The sequence below is a fragment of the Massilia sp. UYP34 genome (genome assembly GCF_056279385.1).
The window spans coordinates 716,550-731,825 of record NZ_JBWBRF010000001.1 but is presented as its reverse complement, the minus strand read 5'-3'; the positions used below and the strand labels follow the sequence as shown (position 1 = coordinate 731,825).

The window sequence follows — 15,276 nt, the reverse complement described above, 5'->3', positions numbered from 1 at the left end:
AGCTGATGGACGGCAATTCTAAACCCTTTTTTCGCTTTGGTTTTCCGTGCGGAAAAATATATCGTACCGTTGTATTGCGCTGACGCAAAGATGACAACTTACTTGCCAGGCGCACATGAAAACGTGCTAAATAAACACTGCTTTCGCATGGAGAAGTAAGGATTTAGCGACATATGTAACCATTTATTGCCGAGAACGTTAGCATCGGACAGATAGCTCAAATCGCTGCAATGCAGCATATTTCTTCCAAAAACGGCGTGAACGTGGTGTGCCACGACGTATGACTCAATCAATGCGAACGCTGCCGTGACCGGCCCGTGTTCATGATCGTGGATCGCTGTTAATTGCTTCCCTCCAGCCGGGGAATATTTCCCCAATTGTTAAATCCACCGGCATCAGAGACACTGATCGGCCCGCCTGACGGCGCAAAAAAGGCCGCCCTCAGGCGGCCCGATCAGGGGGCTAACGCACTTTATGGGCCAGGTGCTTTTTCAGTTCGGCGCATAAACGGATCATTTGGCGACAGTGGCGACAGACTGACCATATTCACGATTAAATCGTACGCTACCAATTCAGTCTGGCGAACGGCGTATTGGCAGGTTCCCCTTTCCCCGGCTACCCGGGGAGCGGCGCATCACACCAGTTGCAGGGTCACATCGATATTGCCGCGGGTAGCGTTCGAGTAAGGGCAGACGATATGCGCGCGGTCGACCAGGGTTTGCGCTTCATCGGCCGGCACGCCGGGCAAGCTGATCTTGAGGACGACGTCGATGGCGAAACCGGTCGGGATCGGACCGATGCCGACGCTGCCCTCCACCGACACGTCCGGGGAGATGGTCAGCTTGTCGCGGGCGGCGACGAATTTCATCGCGCCCAGGAAGCAGGCCGAATAGCCGGCCGCGAACAGCTGTTCGGGGTTGGTCCCTGGCAGGCCGGCCCCGCCCAGTTCCTTCGGGGTGGTCAGTTTCACGTCCAGCACGCCATCCGGGGAAACGGCGCGGCCTTCGCGGCCGCCCGAGGCGGTGGCGCTTGCACGGTAGAGGACTTTGTCGATTGCCATGATAAAACTCCTTGTCATTGTTGGCGGCGCTTGCCACCAGGTTTACTAAAGCACTATTTTATAGTGCACTATTTAAAAGCCTTGATAATGCTGTCGATGATGCATTGCTGCCCTGGCCGCCGACCCGTTTGCTGGTCCGTTCGGCGCTGCCATGGAAAGGATATTACATAGCTCACTATTTAATAGCAAGCTATATTTCCAGCTACATGTTACCGGATGTAACCGGGCGCCTGCGCCCGGCTCACAGCAATCTGACGGATTCCCGCACGATCAGGCTCAGTTGCGGCACCTCGCCTTCCGGCTGCTCGTGCGCGAGCATCGCCAGCATGCGGCGTCCGATGCCGATCCCGGCGTCGTACAGCGGCTGGCGCACCGTGGTCAGGGGCGGCGTCGTATACATCGAGCTTTCCAGGTCGTCGAAGCCGACCAGCGAGATGTCTTCGGGCACCCGGATATTGCGCCGGTACAGGGCCAGCCGCGCCCCATATGCCATCAGGTCATTGCCCGCGAAGATCGCGCTGAAGCGCTGGTTGGCGGCCAGCAGCCCATTCAGCGCCAGCAAGCCGCCGGATTCGCTGAAGTCGCCCGCCACCACCAGCCGCGGATCGGCCTCGATCCGGTGCTTGGCCAGGGTGTCGTGGTAGCCGGCCAGGCGCGCCCGCGCGTCGCGGTGGTCGTCCGGACCGGCGATGTGGGCGATGCGGCGGTGGCCTTGCGCGATCAGGTATTCCACCGCCTCGCAGGCGCCGCGGTAGTTGTCGAGGCAAAAGCCGTGGGCGCGCGCGCCCTGGACGTCGCGCCCGAAGGCGACGATCGGCACCCGCTTCGAGAAATCGAGGATCTGCTGGTCGCTCATGTTCCCGGTCAGGATCGCCACGCCGTCGACGCGGCGCCCGATCAGGAGCTCGACCCGCTCGGCTTCTTCGTCGGCATGCCAGTGCCCGCTCATGATCAGGAGCGCATAGCCGGACGCCTTGACCGCATCCTCGATGCCGACCATCGCACGGTTGAAGTAGCCGCTCTCGAACGACTGGGTCAGCACGCCGATGGTGCGGGTGCTGCCGATCTTGAGGCTTTGCGCCAGGCGGTTCGGCTTGTAGTTCAGCTCATCGATGACGCGCTCGATGGTGCGCCGCTTGTCTTCGGACACCTTGGCGGTGCCGTTCAGGAAGCGCGATACCGTGGCGGGAGAGACGCCGGCAGCGCTGGCGACCTGGTACAGGGTGCTGGTGCTGCTCTCGACGTTTTTCATGATGCGTTCCGGACTCATACAAGGCAGATAGTTGCTTGAAGTATATCACCGATACTCACCCGGAAAGGATAGAACGCGCGGCGGCATGACACCCTTTTCATCGAAGGGTCGTCGTTGAGATGCAACAAACCCGGCAAGCGTGTTCACAAATTCTCATTGACATTTTTTTACGGACGAAATTACTATGAAACCGTTTTCACAATTTATGAAATCGATTTCTCGCGATCCATTTGTTAGCGCTCTCAGCGCCCACGATGTACGCATAAAACAATACTCGGAGACAAGCAATGACCATGACTACGCCCGTGGGGGCCGCAGTGCGCACTTCGTCGTCCACCCCCATCCGCCTCGCCATCCTGACCCTGCTCGCCGGCATCGGCAGCGCCCAGGCCCAGAGCGCATCCGACCCGGCATCCGCTGCCGCCGCCACGCCGCCCGCGGTGGTCGACAACGGCCAGATCGCCGAAGTGAAGGTCACCGCCACCAAGCGTTCGACCTCGCTGCAGCGCACCCCGATCGCGGTCACCGCGCTCAGCGCCGCCACCCTGCAGGACAACCACGTGCAGACCATGCTCGACGTGGTGGCGCTGGTGCCGGGGTTCCAGGCCACCGCCCAGGGCGACCACGGCGTCACCACCATGACCCTGCGTGGCATCGGCAACGACAGCGCCAAGACCGAATATGCCGACCCCGAAGTGGCGTCCTTCGTCGACAACGTCTATTCGCCGCGCGCCGAAGGCGCCACCGCGCTGCTGTTCGACGTCGAGGGCATCGAGGTGCTGCGCGGCCCGCAAGGCACGCTGTGGGGGCGCAACTCCACCGTCGGCGCGGTCAACATCCAGACTGTCAAGCCGGAACTGAACAGCAGCGCCGGCTACCTCGAGGGCGGCATCGGCGACTACAACCGCCTGGGCGTGCGTGGCGCGGTCAACATCCCGCTCGCCGACAATGCCGCGCTGCGCTTCGCCGTGGTGCACGAGCGCCACGACGGCTACGTCGACTACCAGCGCTTCCAGAACCCGTCGGTCGAGTCGCAACGCGCCGCCTATCTGGCTTCCGGCGCCGATCCGGCCGGTTTCCGTCCGATCAACCCGAACCACTTCGTCCTGGGCGGTGACAAGTACAGCGCTCAGGACCAGAGCGCGGCGCGCCTGTCGCTGCTGTGGCAACTGGCGCCCAACGTGCGCTGGGACATCGCCTATGAAAAATTCATCGACCGCGGCACCCCGAGCGCCAACCTGATGCAGGTCCCGCGCGCGGGCAAGAAGCACTGGTCGACCCTGTCCGACAGCGCCCCGTGGATCGACCGCGACAGCCACAACGTGCGCAGCCGCCTGAGCTGGGACATCAGCCCCGACGTGGCGCTGCAGTACGTGGCCGGCTGGTCCAAGTACAGCGGCGACATGCGCTTCGACCAGGATGGCGGCACCGTCGTCCCGACCTCGATCACCACCGGCGGCATCTTCCAGGAACACACCACGGTCGACTCCAACTACAAGAGCCACAGCCACGAGCTGCTGCTGCAGTCGACCGGCACGCGCAAGGTCGACTGGCAGGTCGGCGCCTATTATGGCAACGAGAAGAACGACGTCCGCTTCGACATCGCCGGCATGAGAGGCACCCCGGACGGCGCCGTGAACTGGCAGGGCTCCTTCATCCAGCCGAAGCAGACCGTGGACACCTCGGCCGTGTTCGGCCAGGCCACCTGGAACATTACCGATGCCTGGCACCTGACCGGCGGCGTGCGCTACACCCACGACAAGCGCGTCCACACCGGTGGGCGCGGCTACACCTGGGGCAATGACGCCAGCGCGCCGCAAGTGCCGCTCAACCCGCACATCGACCCGCGCGACCCGGTCAACGGCTACGTCGAAGGTGTGCCGAACGACGGCCGCTACAGCGACAACAAGGCCACCGGCCTGGTGCGCCTGAACTACGACATCAACCGCAACAATATGGTCTATGCCAGCGTGTCCACCGGCTACAAGTCGGGCGGCGTGCAGGACCGCGGCCTGCCCTACCAGCCCGAGACGCTGACCAATTACGAGATCGGCTCGAAGAGCACCTTCCTGGACGGCGCCCTGCGCATCAACAACGCGCTGTTCTACATGGACTTCAAGGACTTCCAGTTCAATTCGCCGGTCAGCTTCGCGGACGGCAGCCGTGGCCTGGCCATCGAGAACGCCGACGGCGCCGAGGTGTACGGCCTGGAAACCGAGATCGCCGCCCGCGTCGCGCGGGACGGCCGCCTGTCGATCGCGCTGGCCGTGCTCGACACCAAGCTCGGTCACCTGATCGCCGGCTCGAACGACTACGCGCTGCCGCCGTGCACGGTCGATCCGCGCATCGCGAACTGCCTCGACGTCACCGGCAACAAACTGCCGCACGCGCCGAAGTTCTCGGCCACGGTCCAGTACCAGCACACCTTCCGCCTGGCCAACGGCGGCAGCATCGTGCCGCGCATCACGGCGCGCTACGAGGACGAGGTGCGCCTGAGCGTGTTCGACCTCGGACCGGAAGACCGCCAGAAAGCCTATGCCAGCGCGGACGTCGGCCTGCGCTACCAGCAGGACAAATGGTGGGTCGACGCTTTTGTCCGCAACGTGAGCGACAAGAAGATCAAGACCAGCGCCTTCAACAGCTTCGGTCCGTGGCTGGCGCAGTACAAGCCGCCGCGCACCGTCGGCATCAACACCGGCTTCGATTTCTGAGCCGCAGCACCGCAGGCCCACTCCCCCGGGCCTGCTTTTTGTTTTTTACGCGGGTTCGCCCCGCGATTAGAGATTTCCATGACCAAGAGTCCCGACTTCGACTTTCACAACGACTTCCCATCCGACTTCACCTGGGGCGTGGCCACCAGCTCCTTCCAGATCGAAGGCGCGCACGACGTCGACGGCAAGGGCCCGTCGATCTGGGACACCTTCTGCAAGAACAAGGCCAACATCAAGGATGGCAGCGACGGCACTGTCGCCTGCGACCATTACCACCGCTACCGCGAAGACGTCGCCATCATGGCTTCGTTGGGCGTGGACGCCTACCGCTTCTCGATGGCCTGGGCGCGCGTCCAGCCGGATGGCAAGGGCGCCTGGAACGAGGCCGGCTTCGGCTTCTACGACCGCCTGCTCGACGCGCTGGCGGAAAAGAACATCCGCCCGCACGCCACCCTCTACCACTGGGACCTGCCGCAAGGCCTGCAGGAAGATGGCGGCTGGCTGAACCGCGACACCGCGCACCGCTTCGCCGACTACGCGCATGAAGTGGCGCGCCGCTTCGGCAACCGCATCGAGGCGATCGCCACCCACAACGAACCGTGGTGCACGGCCAACCTCGGCTACGGCAACGCCCAGTTCGCGCCGGGCGTGACCGACCTGAAGCAGTCGATTCAGGTCTCGCACCACCTGCTGCTGTCGCACGGACTGGCCATGCGCGCCATGCGCGAGGCGGGCGGCACGGCGCAACTGGGCATCGTGCTGAACCAGTGGACGGCCGACGCCGCCACCGGTTCCGAGGCCGACCGCGCGATGGCCGAATTCGAGTACGCGCGCTCGGTGCAGTGGTTCATGGACCCCATCTTCAAGGGCCGCTATCCGGAACTGGCCCTGCGCGGCCATGGCGCCAACGCGCCGGTGGTAGCCGACGGCGATTTCGACATCATCCGGCAGAAAATCGACTTCCTCGGCTCGAACTATTATTTTCGCAGCTGGTGCAGCGCCGCTAACCCGCCGGTGCCGCCGCCGGCCAGGCACGGCGTGACCGACATGGGCTGGGAGATCTTCCCGGAAGGCCTGCCCGAACTGCTGGTCAAGCTGAAGGCCGAGTATCCCGACCTGCCGCCGGTGTACATTACCGAGAACGGCATGGCCAATCCCGACGTGGTCGAGAATGGCCGGGTCCACGATCCGGCACGCATCGCCTACGTGCGCAGCCACCTGGCCGCGCTCAAGGCGGCGATGGATGCCGGCGTCGACGTGCGCGGCTACTTCCTCTGGAGCCTGCTCGACAACTTCGAGTGGAATTCGGGTTACGCCAAGCGCTTCGGCATCGTGCACGTGGATTATGCGACCCAGCAGCGCACCCTGAAGGACAGCGCACTGTGGTATCGCGAGTTCATCGCCAATCGCATCAAGACTTGATCGCCACACACAAGAGCGACGAGGAGGAGACATGCAGACAAACACCTATCCCGACGGCCCGCGCCTGCTGGCCGACATCGGCGGCACCAATGCGCGCTTCGCGCTCGAGACGGCGCCGGGCGCGATCCAGGCCGTGCGGACGCTGGCCTGCGCCGACCACGCCCGCTTCGAAGACGCGGTGCGCCTGTACCTGGCGCTCGCCGATACGAAGGTAAGCCACGCGGTGATCGCCATCGCCAATCCGGTGGACGGCGACGCCATCCGCATGACGAACCACCACTGGGCGTTCTCGATCGAGGCGGCGCGCCGTGCGCTGGGCCTGGAGACGCTGCTGGTAGTGAACGATTTCACGGCGCTGGCGATGTCGCTGCCGGCCCTGCAGCCGGCCGACCTGGCCCAGGTCGGCGGTGGCACGGCGCTGGCTGGCAGCACTGTCGGCCTGGTCGGCGCCGGCACCGGCCTCGGTGTCTCGGGCCTGGTGCCAAGCGGCAAGCGCTGGATTCCCCTCAATAGCGAAGGCGGCCACGTCGCCTTTTCGCCGCTCGACGAGCGCGAGGTGACCGTGCTGCGCCATGCCTGGCAACGCTATGACCACGTCTCGGCCGAGCGCTTCGTCTCCGGACCCGGCCTGGTGCTGATCCGCGAGGCGCTGGCCATGAGCCGCGGCATGGCGACCGACAAGGACCTGTCGCCGTCCGACATCGTGACGCGCGGCCTGTCCGGCGACGACGCCCTGTCGCTGGAAGCGATCGACTGCTTCTGCGGCATGCTGGGCACGGTGGCGGCCAACCTGGCGGTCACCCTCGGCGCGCGCGGCGGCATCTATATTGGCGGCGGCGTCGTGCCGCGCCTGGGCGCCTATTTCGTCGACTCGCCGTTCCGCCCGCGCTTCGAGCGCAAGGGCCGCTTCAGCGAATTCACCGCGCGCATCCCGACCTGGCTGATCACGGCGCCGGCGCCGGCCCTGCGGGGCGCGGCGGCGATGTTGGCAGATACCCTGGCGGATCACCTGGCGCAAGAGCGCCCCATGACGCGGCATGCGCGCACGGAGTCCGCCCATGCATAAAATCGCCTCCCCGCTGCTGTGGGTGCCGACCGGCTACTTCACGATGGCGCTCGGCTACGTGATGCTCACCAGCGTCACCGCCATCATGTTCAAGAACCTGGGCATGGACAACGGCCGCGCCGCCCAGTATTCGAGCCTGCTGATCCTGGCGTACACCGTCAAGCCGCTGTTCGCGCCGTTCGTCGAGATGTACCGCACCAAGAAATTCTTCGTACTGTGCGCGCAGGTGGCGATCGGCGCCGGCTTCGCCGGGGTCGCGCTGCTGATGGAACTGCCCGGCTACATGAGCTTCCTGATGGCGATCTTCTTCGCCCTGTCGTTCATCGGCGCGACCCAAGACATCGCCAGCGACGGCGTCTACGTCACCTCGCTCGACGCCCGCGCGCAATCGCTGTACTGCGGCGTCCAGAGCCTGTCCTGGAACATCGGCCCGATCGTGGCCGCCGGCGGCATGGTTTATCTCTCCGGCTACCTGCACACGAACGTCTTCGGCCATGATCCCGCCGTGTTCGGGCCGGACTGGATCGACGCCTGGCGCATCATCTTCCTGCTGGTCGGTGGCCTGACCCTGTTGATGGCGCTGTGGCACTGGCGCACCATGCCGCAAGGCGCGCGCGCGGCCGACACGCCGACTTCGGTGAGGGACGCAGGCCGCATCCTGCTCGACGCCTTCGTCACCCTGTTCCAGAAGCGCGGCGTGTGGCGCATGATCGCCTTCGCCTTCCTGTTCCGCTTCAGCGTGGGCCTGCTGGAAAAGATCGGCCCGTTCTTCATGGTCGATCCCGCCTCGAAGGGCGGCCTGGGCCTGTCCAACGAGATGCTGGGCCTGATCTACGGCACCTACGGTCTGGCCGCGGTGCTGGTCGGCTCGCTGCTGGGCGGACTGTACGTGGCCAGGCGCGGCCTGAAGGCGACGCTGTTCGTGCTGTGCTGCGCGATCAACATCCCGAACGTGGCCTTCCTGGTGCTGGCGCTCACCATGCCATCGAGCCTGGTCCTGATCACGCTCGGCGTCGCGATCGAAAAATTCTTCTTCGGCTTCGGCGCCGTCGGCTTCATGATCTACCTGATGCAGCAGCTCGCGCCGGGCAAGTACACCACCACCCACTATGCCTTCGGCACGGGCCTCATGGGCCTGTGCGGCATGGTCACCGGCGTGATCAGCGGCCACCTGCAGGAGATGATGGGTTACGTCGGCTACTTCGCGCTGGTGATGGTCGCCACCATCCCATCGTTCCTGGCCACCTGGTTCGCGCCGTTCCACCACGCCGACGGCGGCCAGCCGAAAACCAAGCCGGACTCCGGCGCAGAAGGAAAGGCGGTACCCGCATGAAAAGGATGATACTGCCGCTGTTGTGGCTCGCCGCGGGCGCGGCTTCGGCGCAGGCGATCAAGGTCAACCAGGTCGGCTTCCTGCCGCAGGCGCACAAGCTGGCCGTGGTCGCGCAGGCCGGCGCCTTCGAAGTCGTCGACGCCGATGGCAAGACCGCGTTCAAGGGCACGGCGGGCCCGGCGCTGCGCTGGGAGCCGTCCGGCGAAACGGTGCGCGTGCTCGACTTCAGCGCCCTGACGCGGCCGGGGACCTACCGCATCAGGATGCCCGGGCTCCCGTTATCGGACCCGTTCGCAGTGAACGCCGACGGCTACCGCGCCCTGAACGCCGCCGCCCTCAAGGCCTTCTATTTCAACCGCAGCGCGATCGCGCTGGACCCGAAATACGCCGGCGCCTGGGCGCGCCCGGCCGGGCACCCCGACGACAAGGTGCTGGTGCATGCCTCGGCCGCTTCGCCGGCGCGGCCCGCGGGCACGGTGCTATCCAGCCCCAGGGGCTGGTACGACGCCGGCGACTACAACAAGTACGTGGTCAATTCTGGCATCTCGACGTATACGCTGCTGGCGGCCCTCGAGCACTACCCTGCATTCTTCGAGCGCGACACCGGCATTCCGGAGTCGGGCGACGGCGTGCCCGACATCCTCGACGAGGCGATGTGGAACCTCGAATGGATGCTGACCATGCAGGACCCGGCGGACGGCGGCGTGTATCACAAGCTCACCAACCTGCGCTTCGACGGCATCGTCATGCCGCACGCGGTGGCGGCGACCCCGCGCTACCTCGTGGCCAAGGGCACGGCGGCGGCGCTCGACTTCGCCGCCACCATGGCCACGGCCAGCCGCGTGCTGGCGCGCCATGAGGCGAAGTGGCCGGGCATGGCGGCGCGCATGCTGGCGGCGGCGCAGGCGGCGTGGCGCTGGGCGGAGAAGCATCCGGAGCTCGCCTTCAAGAATCCGCAGGACGTCGCCACTGGCGAATACGGCGACGCGCAACTCGGCGACGAATTCGCCTGGGCCGCCGCCGAGCTGTTCATCGCCACCGGCGACCGGCGCTACGCCACGGCGCTGCTGAAGCACGACGCCGCGCTGTCGACGCCATCCTGGGGCGACGTGGCGGCGCTGGGCTGGATGTCGCTGGCCCACCACCGTGCGCGCCTGGCGCCCGGCCTGGAGCGCGACCTGGTCGAGCGCCGCATCGACGGCCTGGCCGCGCAATTGGCAAATGCCTGGCGCGGCAGCGCCTATCGGCTGGCGATGACGCCGAAGGATTTCGTCTGGGGCAGCAATGCGGTGGTCCTGAACCAGGGCATGATGCTGCTGCAGGCGTATCGCCTGAAGCCGAACCCGGATTACCTGCACGCCGCGCAAGCGAGCCTCGACTATGTGTTGGGCCGCAATCCCACCGGCTACTCCTTCGTCACCGGCATCGGCGCGCGCCCTTTCCAGCATCCGCACCACCGCCCCTCGATGGCCGATGGGGTCGCAGCCCCGGTGCCGGGTTGGCTGTCCGGCGGCCCGAATCCCGGCCAGCAGGATGCCAAGGAGTGCCCGCCCTACCCGAGCAAGCTGCCGGCGCTGTCGTATATCGATCACGACTGCAGCTACGCCGCCAACGAAGTCGCCATCAACTGGAATGCGCCGCTGGTCTATGTCAGCGCGGCGCTGTCCGTGCTCACGCCATCGACCATGAACCAGGAACCCACCGTTTCGCTCGACGCCCTGCTGCAGGAAGAACGACAGCTCCAGTTCGAGCGCTTCGACGGGGACACCGCCGCCGCCCTCGGCGCGGCGCTGGTGGCGCGGGCGCGCAGTGCCGGCCGGCCCGTGACGGTCGAGATCAGGCAAGACGAGACGGTCCTGTTCGCGCATGCGATGCCGGGCGCCTCGCCCGACCATGCGGACTGGATCCGGCGCAAGAACAACCTGGTCAGGCGCACCGGACACAGCTCCTTCTACACCCATCACCAGGTGCGCCAGGCCGGCGGCGACCACGACAGCTTGCCCGGTCTCGACATGCGCGACTACGCGGCCCACGGCGGCGCCTATCCGGTCGTCGTGCGCGGCCGCGGCGTGGTCGGCACGGTCACGGTGTCGGGTTTGCCCGGCGCGGACGACCACGCGCTGGTGGTGGCCGCGCTGAAAGACCATCTGGCGTTCGGGGGGCAGCCGTGACGCGCATCATCCGCTGGGGCATCCTCGGCACCGGGCGCATCGCGCGCGACTTCGCGGCCGGCCTGCGCGCCACGCCCGACGCCCGGCTCGCAGCGGTCGCCTCGCGCAGCAGCGAAGGCGCACAGGCCTTCGCGCAGCAGTTCGCGCAGTCACCCTCCGCGCAGTCACCCTCCGAAATGCCGCTGGCGTTCGGCGCCTACGAGGAGCTGGTCGATTCGCCCGACGTCGACATCGTCTATATCGCCACGCCGCACCCGATGCACGCCGCCAACGCCCTGCTCGCCCTGCGCGGCGGCAAGGCGGTGCTGTGCGAGAAGCCGTTCACCATGAACCGGCGCGAGGCGGGGGAGGTCGTGGCGCTGGCGCGGGCCAACAAGCTGTTCCTGATGGAGGCGATGTGGACCCGCTTCATGCCGGCCCTGGCGCAAGTCAAGCGCATCATCGCCTCCGGCGAGATCGGCGCCGTGACCCAACTGCACGCCGACTTCGGTTTTTCGGCCACGCCCGACCCAGCCCACCGCGTCAACGATCCGACCCTGGGCGGCGGCGCCCTGCTCGACCTGGGCATCTATCCGCTGTCGATCGCCTGCGCCCTGCTGGGCCGGGTGGAGGCGGTGCAGGCGCAGGCCGTCATGGGCGACACCGGTGTCGATCTCACCACGGCCTTCACCATGCGCCACGCGGGCGGCGCCTTGTCGATCTGCAGCTGCTCGCTGCGGGCGCGCGCGCCGGGCGAGCTGGTGGTGTCGGGCACGCGCGGCAGCGTGCGCATGCACCGCATGTTCCACATGACCGACAGCGTCACGGTCGACCTGCTGGACGGCTCTTCACGCACGATTGCCACGCCCTGGCTCGGCAACGGCTATACCCACGAGGCGATCGCCGCCGGACAGTGCCTGCGCGACGGACTGCTCGAGCATCCCGACATGACCCACGACGATACGCTGGCGATCATGGGCCTGCTCGACACGATCCGCAAGCAGATCGGCCTGCGCTATCCGAGCGACGCCTGAGACTTCGCCAGCAGCGACTCGAGCCGCTGGATATTGGCCGGCTTGACCAGGTAGTGGTCGAAGCCGGCGTCCATCGCGGCCTGGCGGTCGGCGTCGCTGCCGTAGCCGGTCAGCGCGATCAGGAGCGGCGTGCGTTCGCCCAGCCCGGCGCGGATGCGGCGCGCCAGTTCGCGGCCGTCCATGTCGGGCAGGCCGATGTCGAGGATGCAGGCGTCGGGAACGCCCGTCAATACCCGCTGCAGAGCGGGCGCCGGGGCGTGCTCGACGTCCACCCGATAGCCTTCCGCCTCCAGCAGCAGCGCCAGCGACGCCGCGGCATCGACGTTGTCGTCCACGACCAGCACGCTCGATGCGCACACGCCGTGCGCACGCCCCGTCTGCACCGGCGCCGCCGGCGCCGGAATGGATGCCTCTTCCACGCGCAGCAGCGTCACGGTGAACGTGCTGCCGTGGCCTGGCCCGGCGCTCTCGACACGCACGCGCCCCCCGTGCAGTTCGACCAGGTTGTGCACCAGCGCCAGCCCGAGGCCCAGGCCGCCCTCGGCCCGGTCGGGCGTGCGCCGGGCCTGGGTGAACAGGCCAAAGATGTCCGGCAGCAGTTCGGGGGCGATGCCGATGCCGTCGTCGCGCACCGCCAGCACCGCTTGCGCCCCCTCGATCCGCACCGACACGTGCACATTTCCTTCCTCGGGCGTGTATTTCGCCGCATTGTTGACCAGGTTGGCCAGCACCTGGATCAGGCGCTTGGCGTCGCCCTCGACCAGCACCCGGGTAGCAGGCAGCGCGGTGCGCAGGCGGTGACGCTTCATGTCCAGCAGCGGCTGCACCTGTTCCAGGGCGGCGCCGACCACCTGGCGCAGGTCGACCCGCTCGCGCTTGAGTTCGATCATGCCGCGCGTGACGCGCGACACGTCGAGCAGGTCGTCCACCAGGTGCACCATGTGGTCGACCTGGCGCGCGATGATTTCGCTGGTGCGCCGGACCGCGACCGGATCGCTCGCATACACGCTCCTGAGCAGGCCGGCGGCGGTGCTGATCGGCGCCAGCGGATTTCTCAGCTCGTGCGCCAGCATGGCCAGGAACTCGTTCTTGCGCTCATCCGCCAGGCGCAGCGCCTGCAGCGCCTCGTTGCGTTCGCGCTCGGCCAGGCCGCGCGTCAGGTCCTGGCGGTACAGCTGATAGGCGAAGCGCCACACCACGGCGATCAGGATCACCAGCAGGCCCCACACGAACAGCCAGATCATGGTGGTCAAGTCGATGGCCGGCGCCGCCGCCCGCACCGCGGCGGTGGCGACCAGGCCCAGCGCGATCGGGGCCAGCAGCAGCGGCGCCATCAGCCGGCGCAGCGTGCGGCTGCTGGGCGTGGGGCTGACCAGCGCCACCATCATGCCCTGGTCCGGACGCAGCGCCAGCGCCGCTCCGGAGGCCAGCATGAAGGCGAGCGTGGTGCGCAGGGAGGTGCCGCGCCCAGGGAGCAGCTGGTACAGGAAGGTCTCTTCGGCGGCGAAGCCGGTCAGGGTCAGCACGGAGAACAGCAGCACGCTGGCGGCCAGCGCCTGGGCGATGCCGACGGTGCGGCGCACGTCCATCAGGACCAGGCTGGTTCCGAGCACGGCGAGCAGGCCGGCGGTCAGCGGCGCCGGCAGGCTCCAGGCGCTGGCCGCGCTGCCCAGCCCCAGCGACAGCGGCGCCGGCGCCCAGCCGGACACGCGCAGCGCCAGGCTGCCGGCGCCGATCGCCACCAGCAGCATGGCCGGCGCGCGGCTGGCGCGGGCGAAGGCGCGCACCGGATGCAGCTGCAGCAGCAGGCTGGCGCACGCGCACACGAAGCCGGCCGCCGTGAACGGGTACATCCGCGGGAAGCCGGCGGGGGCGCCGATCAGCGCCGTCGACTGCAGGCTCCAGCCGGCCAGCACGGTGAAGGCGAGCAACAGGCAGGCCAGCGTGGCGCCGGCCGGAATAGCATGCCGGGACAAAAGAGTCTTCATGGGCAGGTGGATGGTGGACGATGCCCGTCCATCCTACCAGTCCCGGCTCGTCAAGCGGGCACGGATGCCGCCAACCAACCCGTCAGGGCTGCAGCGCGCTCCCGTACCAGCCGTATTCCCAGCGCCACGGCATGTCGTTCCGGCCCAGCGCCAGGCGTGCGATCGCGGGGAAGATGCGTTCGGCGCGCACGTCGTTGGACAGCATCACCAGGCAGCGCCGGCGCGCCTCGAGGCAGATTGCCATGTTCCCGGTGCTGTCGTTGTGCCCGCCCTTGAACCATCCGCGCCCGCTGCGGTCCTGGAAGGTGACCACGCCCAGGCCGGCCGCCAGCCCCGGCACCGGCGCGCCGGGCCGCGACGCCAGGGTCGGGAACTGGCCGGCGCTCAGGATCGGCAATTGCGGGCGCACCATCTCGGCGCGCAGCGCGGGGCTCAAGCCGTCGCCGCGCACGAGCGCCGCCCACATGCGGGCCTGGTCGGCGATCGTGGTGTCCATCGAGCCGGCGGCGGTGACGGCGCTGCGCTGGTCGTGCGGCTCCATCTTGCCGTCCATGGTGTAGCCGTCGGCCAGGTTGGCGGCGAAGTCCGACCGCCAGCGCATGCCGGTATTGGGCATCCCCAGGCGGTCGAATACGCGCACCTGCATCTCGCGGCCGGCGTCGAGCCCCAGGCCCTGCTCGACGATCAGCTGCAGGATGTACATGCCTTCGGCCGAATAGGCATAGCGCGCGCCGGGGTCGAAGTGAAAACGCAGCTTGCCGTCCGGCTCGAGCCGGCGGAAGTTGGCGAAGCCGCCCGCGTGCGCGAGCAGGATGCGCGGGGTGAGCCGGCGCCAGCGTTCGTCGCCGGCCAGGTCGCTGAAATCCCTGCGCTCGCCGAGGCGGTAGTCGGGCAAGGGCCTGGGCAGCAGCCGCGTGAGCGGAGCGTCGAGGTCGAGCCGGCCTTCGCTGGCCAGCTGCAGCAGCATGTAGGCGAAGGCGGTCTTGGTCAGCGAAGCGCCATACATGACGGTGTCCGGCGCCAAAGGCAGGTCGCGCTCCAGATTGCGCTTGCCGTAGGCCGCGACCTTGACCACCTGGCCCTCGTCGATCAGCGCCAGCGCCAATCCCACCACCTTCTCGCGCGCCATCAGGGCCGTGATGTCGCGGTCCGAAAAGCCAGGATCGGGCCCGCGCGGCGCGCCCGAACAGCTGACCAGGAACAGCGCCACGACTGCCATAAACAGCGTTTTCATCGGCTTTTCCTCTCGCATTCCGGTAT

At 67.3% G+C, this 15,276-nt stretch carries 10 protein-coding genes and 1 pseudogene; 7 read left to right on the top strand and 4 right to left on the bottom strand.

Going from position 1 to position 15,276, the window contains the following annotated elements; genetic code table 11:
- Positions 1 to 634: 634 nt before the first annotated feature.
- Positions 635 to 1,060, bottom strand: coding sequence for an organic hydroperoxide resistance protein (locus tag ACZ9AQ_RS03195; RefSeq protein ID WP_429200751.1), 426 nt, complete (start codon positions 1,058 to 1,060; stop codon positions 635 to 637).
- A gap of 241 nt (positions 1,061 to 1,301) precedes the next feature.
- The gene (locus tag ACZ9AQ_RS03190; RefSeq protein WP_429200752.1) at positions 1,302 to 2,312 is read right to left on the bottom strand and encodes a LacI family DNA-binding transcriptional regulator; all 1,011 of its coding nucleotides are present in this window, start codon (positions 2,310 to 2,312) and stop codon (positions 1,302 to 1,304) included.
- Between the two features lie 287 nt (positions 2,313 to 2,599).
- On the opposite strand from ACZ9AQ_RS03190, the gene ACZ9AQ_RS03185 reads away from it, so the two are divergent.
- From ACZ9AQ_RS03185 to ACZ9AQ_RS03155, 7 genes and pseudogenes are all read left to right on the top strand, one after another.
- Positions 2,600 to 5,023 (top strand): TonB-dependent receptor, encoded by a 2,424-nt coding sequence (locus ACZ9AQ_RS03185; protein ID WP_429200754.1) that lies wholly within the window; start codon positions 2,600 to 2,602, stop codon positions 5,021 to 5,023.
- 78 nt (positions 5,024 to 5,101) lie between these two features.
- A complete protein-coding gene (locus tag ACZ9AQ_RS03180; protein ID WP_429200756.1) occupies positions 5,102 to 6,445 on the top strand; it encodes a GH1 family beta-glucosidase in 1,344 nt (447 codons plus the stop codon).
- 31 nt (positions 6,446 to 6,476) lie between these two features.
- On the top strand, positions 6,477 to 7,511 hold the full coding sequence (locus tag ACZ9AQ_RS03175) for a glucokinase (protein WP_429200758.1): 1,035 nt from the start codon (positions 6,477 to 6,479) through the stop codon (positions 7,509 to 7,511).
- Positions 7,504 to 8,844 (top strand): MFS transporter, encoded by a 1,341-nt coding sequence (locus tag ACZ9AQ_RS03170; protein WP_429200760.1) that lies wholly within the window; start codon positions 7,504 to 7,506, stop codon positions 8,842 to 8,844. Before ACZ9AQ_RS03175 ends, ACZ9AQ_RS03170 begins: the two co-directional genes overlap by 8 nt.
- A pseudogene (locus ACZ9AQ_RS03165) lies at positions 8,841 to 10,484 on the top strand (glycoside hydrolase family 9 protein); the annotation flags it as partial. The gene ACZ9AQ_RS03170 and the pseudogene ACZ9AQ_RS03165, both read left to right, overlap by 4 nt.
- Before the next feature lie 45 nt (positions 10,485 to 10,529).
- Positions 10,530 to 11,015: a heme-degrading domain-containing protein gene (locus tag ACZ9AQ_RS03160; protein WP_476108115.1), complete on the top strand. Its 486-nt coding sequence runs from the start codon at positions 10,530 to 10,532 to the stop codon at positions 11,013 to 11,015.
- A complete protein-coding gene (locus ACZ9AQ_RS03155) occupies positions 11,012 to 12,028 on the top strand; it encodes a Gfo/Idh/MocA family protein (protein ID WP_429200762.1) in 1,017 nt (338 codons plus the stop codon). Before ACZ9AQ_RS03160 ends, ACZ9AQ_RS03155 begins: the two co-directional genes overlap by 4 nt.
- On the opposite strand, the gene ACZ9AQ_RS03150 is transcribed toward ACZ9AQ_RS03155, so the two are convergent.
- Entirely contained in the window at positions 12,010 to 14,016 is a 2,007-nt protein-coding gene (locus ACZ9AQ_RS03150) for an ATP-binding response regulator (RefSeq protein WP_429200764.1), read from the bottom strand. The two genes, ACZ9AQ_RS03155 and ACZ9AQ_RS03150, sit on opposite strands and share 19 nt — an antisense overlap.
- Positions 14,017 to 14,098: 82 nt before the next feature.
- Positions 14,099 to 15,250 carry a serine hydrolase domain-containing protein gene (locus tag ACZ9AQ_RS03145; protein WP_429200765.1) on the bottom strand — a complete coding sequence of 384 codons (1,152 nt, stop codon included), beginning with the start codon at positions 15,248 to 15,250 and terminating at the stop codon, positions 14,099 to 14,101.
- Positions 15,251 to 15,276: the final 26 nt, after the last annotated feature.

What these genes read in the sequence shown, in the direction of transcription:
- ACZ9AQ_RS03195 (WP_429200751.1), bottom strand. Translation starts at nt 1,060, where the DNA reads ATGGCAATCGACAAAGTCCTCTACCGTGCAAGCGCCACCGCCTCGGGC.
- ACZ9AQ_RS03190 (WP_429200752.1), bottom strand. Translation starts at nt 2,312, where the DNA reads ATGAAAAACGTCGAGAGCAGCACCAGCACCCTGTACCAGGTCGCCAGC.
- ACZ9AQ_RS03185 (WP_429200754.1), top strand. Translation starts at nt 2,600, where the DNA reads ATGACCATGACTACGCCCGTGGGGGCCGCAGTGCGCACTTCGTCGTCC.
- ACZ9AQ_RS03180 (WP_429200756.1), top strand. Translation starts at nt 5,102, where the DNA reads ATGACCAAGAGTCCCGACTTCGACTTTCACAACGACTTCCCATCCGAC.
- ACZ9AQ_RS03175 (WP_429200758.1), top strand. Translation starts at nt 6,477, where the DNA reads ATGCAGACAAACACCTATCCCGACGGCCCGCGCCTGCTGGCCGACATC.
- ACZ9AQ_RS03170 (WP_429200760.1), top strand. Translation starts at nt 7,504, where the DNA reads ATGCATAAAATCGCCTCCCCGCTGCTGTGGGTGCCGACCGGCTACTTC.
- ACZ9AQ_RS03160 (WP_476108115.1), top strand. Translation starts at nt 10,530, where the DNA reads ATGAACCAGGAACCCACCGTTTCGCTCGACGCCCTGCTGCAGGAAGAA.
- ACZ9AQ_RS03150 (WP_429200764.1), bottom strand. Translation starts at nt 14,016, where the DNA reads ATGAAGACTCTTTTGTCCCGGCATGCTATTCCGGCCGGCGCCACGCTG.
- ACZ9AQ_RS03145 (WP_429200765.1), bottom strand. Translation starts at nt 15,250, where the DNA reads ATGAAAACGCTGTTTATGGCAGTCGTGGCGCTGTTCCTGGTCAGCTGT.